Source organism: Microbacterium galbinum, assembly GCF_023101185.1.
Classification (GTDB): domain Bacteria; phylum Actinomycetota; class Actinomycetes; order Actinomycetales; family Microbacteriaceae; genus Microbacterium; species Microbacterium galbinum.
Window position 1 is genome coordinate 173,770 of record NZ_CP078077.1, and the last position, 18,385, is coordinate 192,154.

Annotated in this window: 14 protein-coding genes; 7 read left to right on the forward strand and 7 right to left on the reverse strand. The window is 70.6% G+C overall.

The genetic code is table 11. From position 1 onward, the window contains the following. Window positions 1-91: 91 nt before the first annotated feature. The 3 genes from KV396_RS00960 to KV396_RS00970 all read left to right on the forward strand — a co-directional run bounded on the left by KV396_RS00960 (window position 92) and on the right by KV396_RS00970 (window position 2,982). Window positions 92-1,084, forward strand: coding sequence for a hypothetical protein (locus KV396_RS00960; protein ID WP_247956553.1), 993 nt, complete (start codon window positions 92-94; stop codon window positions 1,082-1,084). Window positions 1,085-1,174: 90 nt separating this feature from the next. Then, window positions 1,175-2,764 carry an acyl-CoA carboxylase subunit beta gene (locus tag KV396_RS00965; RefSeq protein ID WP_372491583.1) on the forward strand — a complete coding sequence of 530 codons (1,590 nt, stop codon included), beginning with the start codon at window positions 1,175-1,177 and terminating at the stop codon, window positions 2,762-2,764. Further along, window positions 2,761-2,982 (forward strand): acyl-CoA carboxylase subunit epsilon, encoded by a 222-nt coding sequence (locus KV396_RS00970; RefSeq protein ID WP_247956554.1) that lies wholly within the window; start codon window positions 2,761-2,763, stop codon window positions 2,980-2,982. Before KV396_RS00965 ends, KV396_RS00970 begins: the two co-directional genes overlap by 4 nt. Before the next feature lie 29 nt (window positions 2,983-3,011). Here KV396_RS00970 and KV396_RS00975 read toward each other — a convergent pair whose 3' ends face one another. The 6 genes from KV396_RS00975 to KV396_RS01000 all read right to left on the reverse strand — a co-directional run bounded on the left by KV396_RS00975 (window position 3,012) and on the right by KV396_RS01000 (window position 11,760). Next, window positions 3,012-6,020 (reverse strand): alpha-mannosidase, encoded by a 3,009-nt coding sequence (locus tag KV396_RS00975; protein ID WP_247956555.1) that lies wholly within the window; start codon window positions 6,018-6,020, stop codon window positions 3,012-3,014. A 56-nt stretch (window positions 6,021-6,076) separates the two neighbouring features. Then, entirely contained in the window at window positions 6,077-7,333 is a 1,257-nt protein-coding gene (locus KV396_RS00980; protein ID WP_247956556.1) for an ROK family transcriptional regulator, read from the reverse strand. A gap of 277 nt (window positions 7,334-7,610) precedes the next feature. After that, on the reverse strand, window positions 7,611-8,618 hold the full coding sequence (locus tag KV396_RS00985; protein WP_247634336.1) for a hypothetical protein: 1,008 nt from the start codon (window positions 8,616-8,618) through the stop codon (window positions 7,611-7,613). Beyond that, on the reverse strand, window positions 8,615-9,850 hold the full coding sequence (locus tag KV396_RS00990) for a sensor histidine kinase (RefSeq protein ID WP_247956557.1): 1,236 nt from the start codon (window positions 9,848-9,850) through the stop codon (window positions 8,615-8,617). The genes KV396_RS00985 and KV396_RS00990 overlap by 4 nt, the downstream gene beginning before the upstream one ends. Continuing rightward, the gene (locus KV396_RS00995) at window positions 9,840-10,499 is read right to left on the reverse strand and encodes a response regulator transcription factor (protein ID WP_247624811.1); all 660 of its coding nucleotides are present in this window, start codon (window positions 10,497-10,499) and stop codon (window positions 9,840-9,842) included. The genes KV396_RS00990 and KV396_RS00995 overlap by 11 nt, the downstream gene beginning before the upstream one ends. Before the next feature lie 13 nt (window positions 10,500-10,512). Next, the gene (locus KV396_RS01000) at window positions 10,513-11,760 is read right to left on the reverse strand and encodes a class I SAM-dependent RNA methyltransferase (RefSeq protein WP_247956558.1); all 1,248 of its coding nucleotides are present in this window, start codon (window positions 11,758-11,760) and stop codon (window positions 10,513-10,515) included. A 39-nt stretch (window positions 11,761-11,799) separates the two neighbouring features. Between KV396_RS01000 and KV396_RS01005 the strand changes: the two genes are divergently transcribed. Both KV396_RS01005 and KV396_RS01010 read left to right on the forward strand, forming a co-directional pair. Next, window positions 11,800-12,456: a Maf family protein gene (locus KV396_RS01005; RefSeq protein WP_247956559.1), complete on the forward strand. Its 657-nt coding sequence runs from the start codon at window positions 11,800-11,802 to the stop codon at window positions 12,454-12,456. Window positions 12,457-12,534: 78 nt separating this feature from the next. Then, window positions 12,535-14,301 (forward strand): acetyl/propionyl/methylcrotonyl-CoA carboxylase subunit alpha, encoded by a 1,767-nt coding sequence (locus KV396_RS01010; RefSeq protein WP_247956560.1) that lies wholly within the window; start codon window positions 12,535-12,537, stop codon window positions 14,299-14,301. Window positions 14,302-14,361: 60 nt separating this feature from the next. Here KV396_RS01010 and KV396_RS01015 read toward each other — a convergent pair whose 3' ends face one another. Next, window positions 14,362-15,810: an NAD(P)H-quinone dehydrogenase gene (locus KV396_RS01015; protein ID WP_247956561.1), complete on the reverse strand. Its 1,449-nt coding sequence runs from the start codon at window positions 15,808-15,810 to the stop codon at window positions 14,362-14,364. A gap of 49 nt (window positions 15,811-15,859) precedes the next feature. On the opposite strand from KV396_RS01015, the gene KV396_RS01020 reads away from it, so the two are divergent. Both KV396_RS01020 and KV396_RS01025 read left to right on the forward strand, forming a co-directional pair. Further along, a complete protein-coding gene (locus KV396_RS01020; RefSeq protein WP_247624816.1) occupies window positions 15,860-16,693 on the forward strand; it encodes a purine-nucleoside phosphorylase in 834 nt (277 codons plus the stop codon). Next, window positions 16,690-18,360: a phospho-sugar mutase gene (locus KV396_RS01025; protein WP_247956562.1), complete on the forward strand. Its 1,671-nt coding sequence runs from the start codon at window positions 16,690-16,692 to the stop codon at window positions 18,358-18,360. Before KV396_RS01020 ends, KV396_RS01025 begins: the two co-directional genes overlap by 4 nt. Window positions 18,361-18,385: the final 25 nt, after the last annotated feature.

Sequence of the window (18,385 nt, forward strand, 5' to 3'; positions counted from 1 at the left end):
TGTCGAAAGCCTCCAGCAAAAACGCCGGGAGCCGCACCCTCAGGGGTGCGGCTCCCGGCGTTTTCGCGGGCGGGGTTCCTAGGATCGTGACATGGCCCCGAAGGTGCACAAGATCCACTCCCTCCCGGACGACGCCCCGTGGGACAAGGGCATCCCTCCGACGGGATCGCCCGAGCATCCGTTCGTCGTCCGTGGCCTCGATCGCGTGCTCTCCATCCAGCGCCCGCTCGTGCTCGCGCACATCCGCAGCATCCGTCTGCGCAATCCCCATGCGTCACCCGCCGAGATCGTACGGATCCTCGAACGTCGCTACCTCGCCGCCGTCACCACCGGTGGGGCAGCGGTCGGGGCCACAGCCGTCGTACCGGGGATCGGCACCGGCGTGACGCTCGCGCTCTCCGGCGTCGAGACGGTCGGCTTCGTCGAGTCGACCGCACTGTTCGCGCAGTCGGTCGCCGAGGTGCACGGCATCGCGGTCGCCAACCCCGATCGCGCCCGGGCGCTGGTGATGACCCTGATGCTCGGCAAGGAGGGCGTCGACCTGGTCGGGCAGCTCGCCGGTCAGGTCGCCGGCCGCGGCGGCACCCGCAACGCCTACTGGGGCGAGCTCGTGACGAAGTCCCTCCCCCGTGCCGCCGTCGGACCGCTCGTCGATCAGCTCAAGAGCATGTTCGTGAAGCAGTTCGCCGCGCGCGGCGGCGCCTCCTTCCTGGGCAAGGCGCTGCCGTTCGGAGTGGGCGCGGCGATCGGCGGCGCGGGCAACCACATCCTCGGCCGACGCGTGCTGACGACCTCGCACCGCGCGTTCGGGGCCGCTCCCCTCGACCTCCCACCCGAGCTCGAACCCGTTGCCGGCGCCGAGAAGGTCGAACTCCGCGTGCTCCGCGGCGCGCGCTACGCGGGTTCCGCGGTCGCGGGCGCGGCCGGCACGGCGGTGCGCGGGGTGGGCTGGGCCAGTCGTAAGGTCGGGGAACTGACCACCCGTCGCGGACGTGGCGCGAGCGGAGAGCTGGAGTCCGATTCCGCCCCGCGCGGCGACCACGAACTCCCCGAGAATCCGGGCGCCGACGGTCCGCTGCGCTGATCGGACAGAGAGCACCTCACCAAAGGATCACGCCACCCGTTGTGGCGAGCATCCAACAGGCCGAGCCGCGGCGACGATAGTGTGGAATCCGTGACGGACAAGCCCGACCTCTTTACCACCGCCGGCAAGATCGCGGATCTGCGCGCTCGCTACACCGAAGCCGTCGTCGACGCAGAAGCGAAGGCGAAGGAGAAGCAGCACGCCAAGGGCAAGATGACCGCTCGCGAGCGCATCGAGCTGCTCGTCGATCCCGGGAGCTTCGTCGAGTTCGACGAGTACGTGCGCCACCGCACGACCGCGTTCGGCATGGATCGCTCCCGGCCCTACGGCGACTCGGTCGTCACCGGTGTCGGCACGATCAACGGGCGCACGGTCGCGGTCTACTCGCAGGACTTCTCGACGTTCGGCGGCTCGCTCGGCGAGGTCGCCGGCGAGAAGATCATCAAGGTCATGGAGTTCGCCCTCGCGGGCGGCATGCCCTGCATCGGCATCCTCGACTCGGGAGGGGCGCGCATCCAGGAGGGTGTCGTCGCGCTCGGCAAGTACGGCGAGATCTTCCGTCTGAACACCCGCGCCTCCGGTGTCATCCCGCAGATCTCGATCATCATGGGCCCGGCGGCCGGCGGCGCGGTGTACTCCCCCGCCCTCACCGACTTCGTGATCATGGTCGACAAGACGAGCCAGATGTTCGTCACCGGCCCCGACGTCATCAAGACGGTCACCGGCGAAGACGTCGGCATGGAGGAGCTGGGCGGTGCGTACACGCACAACACCCGCTCCGGTGTCGCCCACTACCTCGCGGAGGACGAGGACGACGCGCTCGACTACGCGCGCACTCTGCTCAGCTTCCTGCCGGACAACAACATGGCAGAACTCCCCTCGTACGAGGGTGTCTTCGAGTTCGAGACGACGGATGCCGACCGCACGCTGAACACGATCATCCCGGACTCGGCCAACCAGCCGTACGACATCCACACGGTGATCGAGCACGTCGTCGACGAGGGCGACTTCCTCGAGGTTCAGCCGCTCTTCGCGCCGAACATCGTCATCGGCTTCGGCCGCATCGAGGGCCGCTCGGTCGGCATCATCGCCAACCAGCCCTCGCAGATGGCGGGAACGCTGAACATCGAGGCCGGCGAGAAGGCGAGCCGCTTCGTCCGCTTCTGCGATGCGTTCTCGATCCCGATCGTGACGCTCGTCGACGTTCCGGGCTACCTGCCCGGAACCGACCAGGAGTGGACCGGCGTGATCCGACGCGGAGCCAAGCTGCTCTACGCGTACGCCGAGGCCACCGTGCCGCTGGTGACCGTCATCCTGCGCAAGGCCTACGGCGGCGCCTACATCGTGATGGGCTCGAAGCAGCTCGGCGCCGACGTCAACCTCGCGTGGCCGACCGCCGAGATCGCTGTCATGGGCGGCCAGGGCGCCGTGAACATCCTCTACCGGGGTGAGATCAAGAAGGCCGAGGAAGCCGGCGAAGATGTCGCCGCCGTGCGCACCCGCCTCGCGAACGAGTACACCTACAACGTCGCCTCGCCGTTCCTCGCCGCCGAGCGCGGCGAACTCGACGGCATCATCGAACCCGCGAACACGCGCGTCTCGATCGCCAAGGCACTCCGTGCCCTGCGCGGCAAGCGCGCTGAGCTGCCGCCGAAGAAGCACGGGAACATCCCGCTGTGATCGACGAGAGGGGCGAGCGCCCGGCGCTCGAGATCACCCGCGGCACGGCGACCGAGGAAGAACTGGCCGCGCTCATCGCGGTGGTCAGCGATGCCTACGCGGCCGAGGAATCGGATGCCGTCGCCGACGAGCCGGTCGTCTCGGCGTGGACGCGCACCCAGCGCTCCCTGCGCAAGCCGCTGCGCAGGGAGATCCCCTGGGGACGCTTCGCCCGTTGAGCGCCGCCGGGCTCTCCCGGAACCGTGGATCAGCGCGCGAAGCGCAGCGTGACCAGCTGGAACGGCCGCAGCGACAGCTCGACGCCCGTCGCGACGCCGGTGACCGCCGCCCGCGGTGTCTCCCGCTCGAGGAGGTCGGTCTCCACGACCGACCCGAAGTCGAACGACGGCGTGACTTCCCCCACCGCCCGTCCGCCGTGCGCTTCGTACAGCCGGACGATCACATCACCGCTCCGGTCCTCCGCGAGCTTGACCGCCTCGATCACGATCGCGTCCGACGACACCGCGAATAGCGGCGCGACGGGGCCAGAGCCGCGCACCGCGCGTGCGGGCAGATTCAGGCGGTACCCCTCGCGCACGGCATCCGCGATCCCCGCATCCGGACGGATGCCGACGCGGAAGGCGTGTCGTCCCTGATCGGCCTCCGGATCGGGGAACAGCGGCGCGCGCAGCAGGGAGAGCCGAACCGTCGACGCCGTGCCACCGCCGTCGCGCGACGACCGCGTGATGTCGTGGCCGTAGGTCGAGTCGTTCGCGATCGCGACCCCGAAGCCCGGTTCTCCGACGTGCACCCAGCGGTGGGCGACCGTCTCGAAACGGGCGACGTCCCACGACGTGTTGGTGTGGGTGGGCCGGTGCACGTGACCGAACTGGATCTCGGATGCCGCACGATCGCTGTGCACGTCGAGCGGGAAGCCGAGCTTGAGCAACTTCTGGCGCTCGTGCCAATCGACGATCGTCTCGATGTCGAGGCTCGGGGACCCCGCCGCGAGCGTGAGGACCTGAGTGATGCGGGACGCACCGAACTCCCGGTCGATCCGCACGACGGCAGCGGTCGGGTGCGCGACGACCTCGATCGCCACGGCATCCCTCAGCTCGACGGCGTGCCGGCGGTAGTGCTCGTCGATGTCCCAGGCATCCCACGCCGTGGGGGTGTCGCGGTGCAGCGTCAGCAGGTTCCCGCGCTCCCCCGTCGGGATCGTCTCGCGCCCGGTCGCACGCACGCTCAGCGAGGAGATGAGCCCATCGGCATCCACCACGACCCGCAGATGCTCGTTCTCGAGCACGATCTCCTCGCCATGCCTTCCGGCATGGGCCGCCGCATTCGCGGACTCCGCGACGCCGATCGCCAGGCCGGGCACACCACCCGACGGGTAGGGGCTCGCGTTGGCGACCAGTTCCGCCTCCCCGCGGCCTGCGACGACGTCGAGCGCGGTGTCGACGATGCCGTCGAGCGTCTCGAGTACCTCCGCGTAGCGGCGCTCGGCCTCGCGGTGCACCCAACCGATCGAACTGCCGGGAAGGATGTCGTGGAACTGCTGCAGGAGCACGGTCTCCCACGCCTCCCCCAACGCGTCGTACGGATACTCGGCACCCGCCAGCGCTGCGCTCGTCGCCCACAGCTCGGCCTCGCGCAGGGCGTGCTCGCTGCGCCGGTTACCGCGTTTGGTGCGCGCCTGCGAGGTATAGGTGCCGCGGTGGAACTCGAGGTACATCTCCCCCGACCACACCGGCGGATTGGAGTACTCGGCCTCGGCCGTCTCGAAGAAGCGCCGCGGATCGGAGAGGGTCACGGTCGGTGATCCCTCCAGCGATCGCAGTCGTGCGGCGGCGGCGAGCATCTCGCGGGTCGGCCCGCCTCCGCCGTCGCCGTATCCGAAGGGCACGAGCGAGGCGGTCGCCGCGCCCTTCTCGGCGAACTGGCGCTCGGCGCGGGCGAGATCCGCACCGGAGAGCTGCGAGTTGTACGTGTCGACCGGCGGGAAGTGCGTGAAGATGCGGGTGCCGTCCAGGCCTTCCCACGTGAAGGTGTGATGGGGCATCGTGTTCGTCTCGTTCCACGACATCTTCTGCGTCAGCATCCACCGCGACCCGGCGGCCCGCGCGATCTGCGGGAGCGCGGCCGAGTATCCGAACGAATCGGGCAGCCAGACGTCGAGGGGCTCGACCCCGAACTCCTCGAGGAAGAAACGCTTTCCCCGCACGAACTGGCGCGCGAGGGCCTCGCCTCCCGGCATGTTCGTGTCGGACTCCACCCACATGCCGCCCGCGGGGTGGAATCGACCGGCCGCGACGGCGGTGCGCAACCGCTCGAAGAGCTCGGGCTGGAACCGCTTCATCCAGTCGTACTGCTGCGCCGACGACGCCGCGAACGAGAACTCGGAGTCCTCTCCGATCAGCGAGAGGACGTTCGAGAACGTGCGCGCCACCTTGCGCTGCGTCTCGCGCACCGGCCACAGCCACGCGGAGTCGATGTGGGCGTGCCCGACCGCGTGGGCGGAGTGCGCGGACGCGGATGCCGGGCGGCCGAGCACCTCCGAGAGTGCGGCGCGCGCATCGGCGACGGTGCCGGCGACGTCGTCCGGATCCGTCGCGTCGACCGCGTGCTCGAGGGCGCGCAGGATCTCGGCACGGCGGGAGGAGCTCTCGGGGAGCTCGGCGCGCAGACCGTCGAGCACTGCGATGTCCTGCAGAAGTTCCCAGACCGTGAGGTCGAGCACGGCCACGTCGGCGCGACGCAGCTCGTACAGCGGTTCGTCGCCGGCGGAGTCCCATTCCCCGAGCGGCGTGGGGCCGAAGGTGCGGAACCCGTCGCCCACATCCGGGTTCGCCGCCGCCTCGAGGTAGAGCTCGATCGCATCGCCCGGATCACCGTCGAGCGGCACGTAGGCGTTGCGCGGCTCGACCGCCTTGACGATGGATCCGTCCGGCCGGTACACCGTGCCCTCGGCCTGGAACCCCGGCTGCGCGCCGTGGAAGCCGAGGTCGAAGACGAGTTCGGCCCGCTGCCCGGCATCGGTCGTCGGGATCGTCCCGGTCACCCGCAGCCACATCGTGCTCCAGGCACGCCCCCACGGCGAGCCGACGGCGAAGGGTGCGTACGTCTGCCCGACGGCCTCGGCGAACGGCACGGGTTCACCCGGGACCTGCCAGGCCTCGAGAGTGAGCTCGTGCGAGTGTGCGTACAGCGCGGGCTCGAGGCGCTCCCGCACGAACCGGCGGATGCGTGCTTCGACCAGTGAGGAGTTGTCGTGCATGACGGGTTTCCGATCGACGATGACGGAGGAACACCCGAATACTACATCGATTGGATTTAAGGAGCGACAGGCACGTCCGAGCGTTCCGACAGCATCAGCGTCGAGCTTCGCGGGGTGAGCGCCCGATCGAGCACCACGCAGGCCGCCCCCACGGCTCCCACGTCGGCCCCCACGACCGTGCCGTCGATCGGGATCTCCCGCAGCGCTCGCGTCGCGCTCAGTCGCTGCACGTGCTCCGAGATCTCGGCGAGGTAGACCTCCGAGACGTACCCCCAGAAGGGTCCCCCGAGCACGATGCGCTCCACGTCGAGGACGTCGGTGAGCACCACCAGGAGGGCGGCGGTGCACCGTGCGGCACGGCCGAGGATGCCGGAGGCCGCCGCCTCCCCCTGTTCCGCCTGCGCGCACACGTGCGCGAACCGCGCCTCGAGCGCACCGGGCTCGTCATCGTCGCCCTCCGCAGACAACACCCCCGCACGCACCGCTTCCGCCACGATCGACTGCGGCGTGCACGTGACGGCGACGCATCCCCGGGATCCGCAGGCGCACGGCGGCCCCTCAGGATCGACCACGATGTGCCCGATCTCGCCGAGGTTGCCCGTGCGCCCGCGCGTGACATCGCCGTCGCGCGCGAGCGCCGCACCGAGCCCCGTGCCGAGGTAGAGGAAGACGAACGAGTCGTCCACGGGACCTCGGCGCGTCCAGAGCTCACCCACGGCCGCCGCAGCGGTGTCCTTCTCCAACGCCACCGCGAACCCGGTCGCCGCCGACAGCAGCTCACGCAGGGGCACCCGGCGCCATCCGCGCAGCATGGGAGGGTCGACCACGGTCCCGTTCGCCTCGTCGAGGGGTCCGGGAGCGGCGAGTCCGATACCGAAGATCCGCGAGCGATCGACACCGACCTCGGCGATGAGGGCATCGATCGCGCGAGCCATCTCGTCGATGATTCGCCCGGGTTCGGGTGATCCCACCGGGATCAGGCGCCGCGCGACCACCGCGCCGGCGAGGTCGAGGACCACCACCGTCACCACGGCGGGATCGAGATGGACACCCACCGAGTACCGGCTCTCCGCGACCAGACGGAGCAGGACGCGGGGCTTTCCCGGGCCGTTGATGGCACGCCCGGCCTCGGCGATCAGTCCCTCGTCGAGGAGGCGGCGGGTGATGTTCGTGAGCGTCTGCGCGGAGAGTCCGGTGGCCGCAGCGAGCTCCGTACGGCTCAGCGCCTCACCCGCGCGGCGGATCGCCTCGATCACGACCGCCTGATTGAAGTCGCCCATTCGGGGCAGGTTCGTTCCGCGCCGCGTGCTCATCCGGCCATCCTCCCGCATCCGCGCACCTATGTCCCCCAAAATACCTACAGACACGGGGGTTGCGAGCCGCGAAACTAATGGAGACGCTTCGCGTTCGATCGGTCTCTCTGTCCCAGGGTAGACAGACGGTGATCGATCATCCGCGGCTGGTTTTCGGGTAACTGAGCCGCATGGCGAGGGGCTGGCGATATCGCCGCCCCTCGCCCATTCTCACCTCTTCTTCGACTCCGGCACCCTCCCCCAGCCGGAGCCGAAGAGACGCGCCGTCGCCGGTGGTTCAGCCGCGGGCGGCGCTGCGCGGGATCTCGTGCCACACGTCGACGGAGTCGTCGTCGCGCGACGATCCCGACCCCACGCGCCCGACCACCGTCACCGCGGTGCGATCGTCCTTGGCGGAACGGATGATGAGGCGTCCCGCGTGGGCCTCCGCCAGGACGCCGGCGAGCTCGTCCCGGATCTCGATGCGACGCGCCTCGTCGACCCCCTCGAGACCGCCCTCGTCGAACACCGTGACGACCGCACCGCGCCGACGCGCCGCTTCGATCGCATCGCGGACCGCATCGTTGAGCAGGTCGGCTCCGCGCAGCTCATCACGCAGGCGCCCCTCGGCGAGCCGGGCATCAAGACGCTCCTCCTCGGTCAGAGAGCCACGCGTCGCCACCGCGCGGCTGAGCACGGGGCCGGCGACCGCGAGCGCGAACTGGGTGCGCACGCGACGCTCGCGCTGACGCACGAGCTGGGTGGCGTGCCAGGCCGACACGGCCTGCTGGATCTCGGCGAGGCGCTCGGTGTCGCGCACCGCCCGGTCCCAGAACCACACCAGGAGGTTCGCGACGACCACCCACATGATCGATCCGACCAGGCCGAGCCGGAGCGAGGTGAAGAATCCCAAGAACATCGATGACGTGGCGACGAGCAGCAAGAGGATCAGCCAACCCGTCAGAAATCGACGACGCACCACGAGAATGACGCTGAGCAGGCCGACGCCGCCGATGTACCAGGTGGCGAAGGGTGCCGTGCGGGAAGGTTCGGGCAACGCGAACGTCACCGCGATCGGGATGATCACGCTCACGACGACGGCGAGCACGGCCGCCCACAACGGCAGCCTCACGGTGTCGGGCGACCCGAGGATCGCAAGGTTCACGACGACGAGGTAGAGGGCGATCGCGAGCACCATGAACACGGGCGCCGATGGGTCAGCCGTCCAGGCCACACCACGTGCAGCGAAATACAACGCGAAGCCGACAGCGAGCGAGGTCGCGGTGCTGCGGACCGTACGGTTCACGGTGCGCTCCATCCCAGGGTCACCGTCGTGCCTCCGGTATCCGAGTCGATCTGCGCGGTTCCCGCCACTCCGGCCATACGGGCGAGGACGGATGCGCGGATACCCAGGCGGTCCTCCCCGATGGCGGCGAGATCGAAGCCTGCGCCGGTATCGCTCACGATCACACGGATGCCGTCGTCACCCTGCGAGTCGGCGAGGATGTGGAGGCCTCGCCCGCCCGCGTGCGTGACCGCATTGCCGATCGCCTGACGCGCGGCGAGCACGAGCGCACGCGCCACGCGGCCGGGAATCGCCCCGGGAGTACCGGTCTCCTCGACGATCGCGTCCACGCCCATCTCCGACAGTGCCCGACGCAGCTCCGACACGATCTGGCCGACGGCGACCGGCTCGTCGGTGCCCTCCTGGGCGACCGCCGCCTCGGTGTTGGCGAGGCGGGTGAGCGCCTCGCGCGCCATCGCGACGGCGAGTTCCTTCGCCCTCTCGCTCTCGGCGCGCTCGGCGGCGATCAGCGCTGCGAGCACGCTGTCGTGCATGAGCGCCGACATCGCGATGCGCTCCTCCTCCGCGGCGGCCGCCGCCGCCGCGGCCGCGTACGAGGCGACCGCGTGGCCGCGCGCGTCGTCGACGCCCGCGGCGACCGAACGGAACATCCACCCCAGCGAGATGATGACGAGGCCGAGGATCAGCGTGAACGAGACATCGAAGGCCGTGGCGACCCAGAACGGCCGCGAGAACTCCCCCTGCACCAGCTGCACGTAGCCGTAGACGAAGGGCACGGCGACCGCCCAGGCGTACTGCACGCGCACCGGGAAGGCGAGCATCGCTGCCACGACGCCGACGTTGACGAAGTAGAAGATCCACGGCTGCGTGGCCGCGAGACCGTCACCGTTCGTCACGACGTTGGGCCAAGCGGCGAGCACGAGCACGTAGGTCACCGCGAAGATGCCGGAGGCGATGCGGACTCCCCGGCCGATCAGGCAGCACAGCAGCATCACCGCGAACGGCACGTAGACGAGGAAGACGATGACGGCGTGGCCGACGTTCGCATCCGCGAGGGAGGGGATCGCGAAGAACAGCGCCTGCACGCCGAGTGCCGTCGACCCGATCGCGACGACCGTGGCGAGGATGCGCTCCATGCGCTTGCCGGTGAACCGTTCGAATTCGGTCTCGGCCGCTCCGGGAGACGGGATCTGGTTCCACGCCTCGCGGATGCTGAGGGACTCAGCGGCCACTCGACGCCCCGTCTGGTTCGACGATGCCGTCTTCCATCGCACGGCGGAGCAGGTCGACCTTCGTCGGCGCCGGGCGCCCGACCTCGACGTACTTCACGCGGATGCGGGTGATGTTCTCCTTGGCCGTCGAGTACGCGACACCGAGACGCTCGGCGACCGCCTTGAGCGGCAGCCCGGCGGCGTACAGGCGGAGCACCTCGCGCTCGCGAGTCGAGAGCTGCGCATCGGCGAAATCGCGGTCGCCGTCGACCGCGCTCGCCCACTCCACGTTGTTGAGCGCCTCGCCGTGGGCGACGGTGCGGATCGCGTCGAGCACGTCGTCGAGCGCGGATGACTTGCTCACCACGCCCGCGGCTCCGGCGGCGAGCGCCTCTCGGACCGCGGCCGGACGATCGGCGACGCTGTGGATGACGACGCTCGCGCCGTCGGTGACCAGCGAGGTCACGTTCTCGGTGACCGTCGTCCCGTCGCCGAGGGTGAGATCGAGCACGACGACCTCGGCGGGTGCCGCGCCGGATGCGGCGCGCCAGTCGAGGTACGACACGACCGTGCTGCCCGAGAAGACGATGGTCTGCCCGTCGCGCGCGCACGCCGCTTCGAGTCCCAGGCGGACGGACTCGTGATCATCGATGAGGGCGACCGTGCTCATCCCCACAGCCTAGTCAGCGGGTGAGCAGCGCGACGACCTCGAAGTGATGCGAGTGCGGGAACAGATCGAACCCGCGCAGCCGATCGACATTCCAGCCGAGCCCCCGGAACGTGCCGAGGTCGCGTGCCAGGGCGACCGGATCGCAGGCGACGTAGGCGATCGCCTCCGGAGCGAGGGCGTGCACCGCCTCGACGACCTGGCGGCCGGCGCCCGCGCGCGGCGGGTCGAGGATGACGGCTCCGCTGCGTCCGCCTCCGGTGCGCGTGGCGAGGAACCGGTCGACCCGCGCCGTCACGGCGTTCACCGCGAGCGGGGCGAGGTTCTCGGCGGCATGCTGGGTCGCCCGGGCGCTCGATTCGACGGTCACGATGTCGGTGCCGCCGAGATCGGCGAGCGTCGCGGCGAACAGGCCGACCCCGCCGTAGAGGTCGAAGTGCGTCGCCCGCTCGTCGACGTGCCCGTCGAGAAGGCCGTAGACCGCCGCATCCAGAACGGATGCCGCACGCGGATGCACCTGCCAGAACCCGGTGGAGTCGACCGCGAACCGCCGGTCGTTCACGACCTCGTGGATCACCTCGGGAGCCGGGCGGCGTCGGAACCCGCGGGCGACCTTCGCCGGACGCTCGGTGGCGTCGCGGCGGATGACCCGCACCGTGCCGTCGGCCGGTTCGACGAGTTCGATGCGCCCCGGGGCCTCTCCGTGCAGGGAGAGTGCGGCCTCGGCGATCGCCGGCCGCGCGAGCGGGTGGGAGGTCACGGGGATCACGCGGTGGCTGCGGGCCGCGTACGGACCGACCTGCCCCGCGTCGTCGACGTGCAGCGTGACACGCGTGCGCCAGCCGCTCCCGTCGCCCGATTCGACGGCCTCGATCTCGGGGGCCTCGAGACCCGCGCCGGCGAAGCGGTCGAGCGCCTCGGTCAGCACCTGCCGCTTGAGGACGCGCTGGTGGTCGAGATCGATGTGCCCCAGATCGGCTCCGCCCGGACGATCGGCGGGATCGCGGGTCACGTCGGCCTCTGCCCAGAGGTGCGGACGACGGTGCTCGGACGCGTCGAGCACCTCGACGGTCTCGGCGCGCCAGAAGCTGCGGGTCGAGGCATCCGCTCCCTCGCCCGGGGCGATCAGCCGGGCACGGACGCGCTCGCCCGGGATGGCGTCGGAGACGAAGACGACGCGTCCTTCGTGGCGGGCGACGAAGGTGCCGCCGTGCGCGATCCCCGTGATGTCGAGGTCGAGCAGGTCCGCATCGGGGGAAGTCATCCTTCGAGGATACGGCGGTCCACGGATACGGTGGACCACATGCGCGTCTGCCTCGCCTCCACCTCTCCCGCCCGTCTGATGCTGCTGCGGCAGGCGGGGATCGGGCCGCTCACCCTCTGCCCCGACGTCGACGAGGACGCGGTGGCCGCAGCCGCCGCGGCCGAACGGGGTGCGGAGCTGCCACCCGCGGAGCTCGTGCTGCTGCTGGGACGGGCCAAGGCCGCCGATGTCGCCCGTCGCCTCTCGTCCGAAGACCCCTCCTTCGACGGCATCGTGATCGGCGGCGATTCGATGTTCGAGCTCGACGGACGCGTCTACGGCAAGCCCTACACGGCGGAGGAGGCGACGCGCCGCTGGCGCGAGATGCGCGGCGCCACCGGCGTGCTGCACTCCGGACATTCGGTCTTCCGCGTCTCGCCCGGCGCGGATCCGGTCGAGGCCACCGCGACGGCCGCGGCGTCCGTCACCTTCGCCGACGACATCTCCGACGCGGAGATCGCGGCCTACGTCGCCTCGGGCGAGCCGTTGCTGGTCGCGGGCGCCTTCACCGTCGACAGCCTGGGCGGGGCGTTCATCACCCGGGTCGACGGCGATCCATCGACCGTGGTGGGGATGTCCCTCTCGACCGTGCGGCGCCTCGCCGCCGACCTCGGCGTCGTCTGGACGGACCTCTGGAACACCCCGACCACGTCGTAGACTCCCCTCCACGTTCTCGGCTCTTTCTTGTGGGGAGTCGTCAAATGGATCCCCCTGCTTCTCGCTAGGCTGGCAACCATGCCTGCTATCGCCAAGGTGCTCATCGCCAACCGCGGCGAGATCGCCGTCCGCATCATCCGCGCCGCCCGGGATTCCGGAATCGCCTCGGTCGCCGTCTACGCCGACCAGGACCGTGACGCGCTGCACACGCGACTCGCCGACGAGGCCTACGCACTCGGAGGCGCGACGAGCGCCGAGACGTACCTCCAGATCGAGAAGATCCTCTCCTTCGCCCGGCGCGCCGGTGCCGACGCCGTGCACCCCGGATACGGCTTCCTCGCCGAGAACGCCGAGTTCGCCCGCGCCGTGATCGGTGCCGGACTCATCTGGATCGGCCCGTCGCCCGAGGCCATCGAGGCCCTCGGAGACAAGGTCACCGCGCGCCACGTGGCGGAGAAGGTGGGCGCCCCGCTCGCCCCCGGCACGCCCGGTCCGGTCGAGACGGCCGACGAAGTGGTCGCCTTCGCGAAGGAGTTCGGCCTGCCGATCGCCATCAAGGCGGCCTACGGCGGCGGCGGGCGCGGCCTCAAGGTCGCCCGCGAGCTCGACGAGGTCGCCGAGCTGTTCGAGTCGGCCACGCGCGAGGCCGTCGCGGCCTTCGGTCGCGGCGAGTGCTTCGTCGAGAAGTACCTCGACAAGCCTCGCCACGTCGAGACCCAGTGCCTGGCGGACGCCGAGGGCAATGTCGTCGTCATCTCGACCCGCGACTGCTCGCTGCAGCGTCGCCACCAGAAGCTCGTCGAGGAGGCGCCCGCGCCGTTCCTGACCGACGAGCAGAATGCCCAGCTCTACGCCGCGTCAAAGGCCATCCTCAAGGAGGTCGGCTACGTGGGCGCCGGAACCTGCGAGTTCCTCATCGGCGCCGACGGCACGGTCTCGTTCCTCGAGGTCAACACGCGCCTCCAGGTCGAGCACCCGGTCTCCGAGGAGGTCACCGGCATCGACCTCGTGCGCGAGCAGTTCCGCATCGCCGCCGGCGGCACGATCGACTACGCCGACCCCGAGCCCCAGGGTCACTCCTTCGAGTTCCGCATCAACGGCGAGGACCCGGGTCGCGGCTTCCTCCCCCAGCCGGGCCCCGTCCACGTCTTCAAGACCTTCGGCGGTCCCGGCATCCGTCTCGACTCCGGCGTGACCGCCGGCGACGCGGTCTCGGGCGCCTTCGACTCGCTGCTGGCGAAGATCATCGTCACCGGCAAGGACCGCGAGGAGGCGCTGGAGCGCTCGCGCCGCGCGCTCGACGAGTTCGAGGTCGCAGGTCTCCCCACCGTGCTCCCCTTCCACCGCAAGGTCGTGCGCGACCCCGCCTTCACCGCCGAGAACGGCGATTTCGGCATCTTCACGCGCTGGATCGAGACCGAGTTCGTCAACGACATCCCCGCATGGGACGGCGAGCTCGAGGCCCCGGCACCGGGTGCCGGTCGCCACACGGTGGTCGTCGAGGTCGCCGGCAAGCGCCTCGAGGTCAGCCTGCCCGACCGCGTGGCCGTCGCCGCCGGCAGCGCCGGGCGCCCCGCCGCCGTGCCGCCGGCGCGTCGCAGCCACGCCACGACCGCCAACGCGGGCGCCTCGGGCGATGCGGTCAAGTCGCCCATGCAGGCGACCGTCGTCAAGATCGCCGTCGAAGAGGGACAGCAGGTCGTCAAGGGCGACCTCGTCGTCGTGCTCGAGGCCATGAAGATGGAACAGCCTCTGCAGGCCCACAAGGACGGCGTGGTCGGCAACATCAATGCGGATGCCGGTGCCACCGTCTCCGCCGGGCACCAGCTGCTCACGATCAGCTGACCATCCCCCGAACACGCGAAAGGCGCCCCACCGAGGTGGGGCGCCTTTCGCGTCGTCCGCTCAGGAGATGTTGAACAGGTGCATCGCCCGGCTCGCGTCCGTGATGCTGCTGGACAGCGAGGGGTACGCCGCGAAGACGCGCGAGACCTGATCGACCGTGAGGCGCCGCTCGACGGCGATCGCGATCGGGTAGATCAGCTCGGAGGCCTTCGGGGCGACGATCACGCCGCCGATGACGGTTCCCGACCCCTTGCGGGCGATGAGCTTCACGAAGCCGTCCTTGATGCCCATCATCTTCGCGCGCGGGTTCGCCGCCAGCGGGAGCTTGTAGACCATGCCGTCGGCCACGCCGTCCTCGACGTCCTTCTCGGAGTACCCGACGGTCGCGATCTCGGGCGCGGTGAAGATGTTCGAGGTGATCTTGATCTGCTCCAGCGGGATCACGATGTCGCCGAGAGCGTGGAACACGGCCGTACGGCCCTGCATCGACGCGACGGAGGCCAGCGGGAAGAAGTTCGTGCAGTCGCCCACCGCGTAGATGTTCGGGACCGAGGTGCGCGCCACGCGGTTCACACGGACGTGCCCCTGCTCGGTGAGCTCCACGCCCGCCTCGGCCAGACCGATGTCGGCGGTGTTGGGGATGGATCCGACCGCCATGAGGCAGTGGCTGCCGTCGACCGTGCGGCCGTCGGAGAGCGTGACGGTGACGCCGTCCTTCGTGGTCTCGACCTTGTCGGCGCGGGCCTTCGAGAGCACTGTCATGCCACCGCGCTTGAAGACCTTCTCGAGCACGCGGGCGGCATCCTGGTCCTCACCGGGAAGCACCTGGTCGCGACTGGAGACGAGCGTCACCTTCGCACCGAGGTTCATGTACGCGGAGGCGAACTCGGCACCGGTGACACCCGAGCCGACCACGATCAGGTGCTCCGGGAGGGACTTCATGTCGTACAGCTGCGTCCACGTGAGGATGCGTCGGCCGTCGGGCTTGGCGGAGTCCAGCTCGCGGGGAGCCGCGCCGACCGCCACCACGATGGTGTCGGCCTCCACGCGGTCGAAGTCGGTGCCGCCCTGACCGGTCGAGACGACGATCGCGTCGGAACCCTCCAGCCGCCCGTGACCGGAGAGGATGCGCACACCCGCCTCCAGGAGGGTCGCCCGCATGTCCTCCGACTGCTGTCCGGCGAGGGCCATCAGGCGCTTGTTGACGGCGGCGAGGTTGATCGCGATCTCGGGCTTGAGCGGCTTGCCCCTCTCGCCCTTCGCGTAGAACTGCACACCGAGGTCGCTCGCCTCGGAGATCGCGACCGCGGCATCGGCCGTCGCGATCAGGCTCTTCGACGGCACGACGTCGGTGAGGACTGCCGCACCGCCCACGCCGACGCGCTCGACCAGGGTCACCTCGGCTCCGAGCTGAGCGGCAGCCAGGGCCGCCTCGTAACCGCCGGGACCGCCGCCGAGGACGGCGACGCGCTGAGTGCGCTCGAAAGGGGTGGAAGACATGGAAGCCATTCTTCCGCAATCTTGGCAGCCGAGCCGTCACCTTCCTAGAGTGGAGCCTATGTCCGAGACTCACAGCAACCCCCTGGACGACCCGAACGCCAACCCGTTCGAGGTCGCCGCCACCGCCGCCGCCGACATCGCCCGGCTGACCGGCGTCGAGAAGCACGACATCGCGCTCACGCTCGGCAGCGGTTGGGGCAAGGCGGCCGACATCATCGGCGAGACCGTCGCGACCATCCCCGCGACCGAGGTGACCGGCTTCTCGAAGCCCGCGCTCGAGGGCCACGTCGGCACCCTGCGCAGCATCCGCACCCCCGACGGCAAGAACGTCCTCGTCATCGGCGCGCGCACCCACTACTACGAGGACCACGGCGTCCGTCGTGTCGTGCACAGCGTGCGCACGGCGGCGGCGACCGGCGCCAAGATCATGGTGCTCACGAACGGCGCCGGCGGCATCCGCGAGACCTGGACGCCCGGCCAGCCGGTGCTCATCAGCGACCACATCAACCTCACCGCCGACTCCCCGCTCGAAGGCGCCACCTTCATCGACCTCACCGATCTGTACGCGAAGCGCCTGCGCGACATCGCCCGCAGCGTCGACCCGAGCCTCGACGAGGGCGTCTACACGCAGTTCCGCGGCCCGCACTACGAGACGCCGGCCGAGGTGCAGATGGCGAAGGTCATCGGCGGGCACATCGTCGGCATGTCGACCGCTCTCGAGGCGATCGCCGCCCGCGAGGCGGGCATGGAGGTGCTCGGCTTCTCGCTGATCACGAACCTCGCCGCCGGCATCCAGAAGACGCCCCTCAGCCACGCCGAGGTGATCGAGGCCGGCCGCGAGGCGGAGCCGGTGATCTCGGCCCTCCTCGCCCGAGTGGTCGAGGCGCTGTGAGCGAGGAGCGGCTCGCCCAGGCACGCGCCTGGATGCGCCAGGACCCCGACCACGAGACCCGCGATCAGCTCGCCGGGATCATCACGCGCGCGGCGAGCGGCGAGGAGGCAGCGCTCGCCGACCTCGACGACCGCTTCGGCGCCCGCCTGGCCTTCGGGACGGCGGGTCTGCGCGGCGAGCTCGGTGCCGGGAGCAACCGCATGAACCGGGTGCTCGTGACGCAGGCCGCCGCGGGCTTCGCCGCGTATCTGCGCGAGCGCTCGGGAGGCGCGACGCCGACCGTGGTGATCGGCTACGACGGACGCCGCAACTCGCGGGTGTTCGCCACGGACTCCGCCGAGATCTTCGCCGGCGCGGGGCTGCGTGCCGTGCTGCTCCCGCGTCTGCTGCCCACACCGGTGCTCGCGTTCGCGGTGCGCCACCTCGGCGCGGATGCCGGGGTCATGGTGACCGCGAGCCACAACCCGCCGAACGACAACGGCTACAAGGTCTACCTCGGCGGTGCCGACGAGGGCTCGCAGATCGTCGCCCCGGCGGACGCCGAGATCGCGGCATCCATCCAGCGCATCGCGGATGCCGGCAGCATCGCCGCTCTCCCCCGCTCGACCTCCTACGAGGTCGCGGGCGAAGACGTCGTCGATGCGTACGTGGCCGCCACCGCCGCGGTCGCCCCCGCTCCCGCGAGCGCATCGAGCATGCGCTGGGTGTACACGGCGATGCACGGCGTCGGGTGGGAGACCTTCGCGCGCATCGTGACCGACGCGGGGTACCCGCGGCCCGCCGTCGTCGGCGAACAGCTCGCGCCGGACGCGACCTTCCGCACGGTCTCCTTCCCGAATCCGGAGGAGCCGGGAGCGATGGACCTCGCGTTCGCGCGTGCCCGTCGCACGAACGCGGACTTCATCCTCGCCAACGACCCGGATGCCGACCGCCTCGCCGTCGCCATCCCCGACGACTCGACCCCCGAGGGCTGGCGTCGCCTGACCGGCAACGAGGTCGGCCTGCTCCTGGGCGCCCGCGCCGCCCGCGCCGCCGCCGGTACGCCCGGCGCAGCGCTCGCGTGCTCACTGGTGTCGTCGCCGGGCCTCGGCGCGATCGCCGCGCACCACGGCCTCGACTTCCACGAGACGCTCACGGGGTTCAAATGGATCTCCCGTGCGCCCGGCATCGTCTTCGGTTTCGAGGAGGCCCTCGGCTATCTCGTGAACCCCGAGACGGTGCGCGACAAGGACGGCATCTCCGCGGCCGTCGCGATCCTCGGCCTCGCCGCCGAGGCCCGCGACCGCGGCGCATCGATCGCGGATCTGCTCGCGGAGCTCGGCGACACCTACGGGCATTTCTCGAGCGGTCAGGTTTCGATCCGCGTCGACGATCTCTCGATCATCGGGCGCGTCATGCTGGCCCTGCGCACGCTGCCCCCGGTCCAGATCGCCGGCCGCCCGGTCGCCTCGGCCGAGGATCTTCTGCACGCGGCAGCGGGTCAGCCCTCGGGCGATGTGCTGCGCTACCGGCTCGACGACGGCTCACGGGTGATCGTGCGCCCGAGCGGTACCGAGCCCAAGCTCAAGGTGTACATCGACGCCGCGGGCGCCTCGGCCGACGAAGCCCGCGCAGCGGTCGCCGAGATCGAGACCGGCGTGCGGGAACTCCTCGACGAGCGCTCCTGATCCCTCACGACGGCGCGTGGCCCCT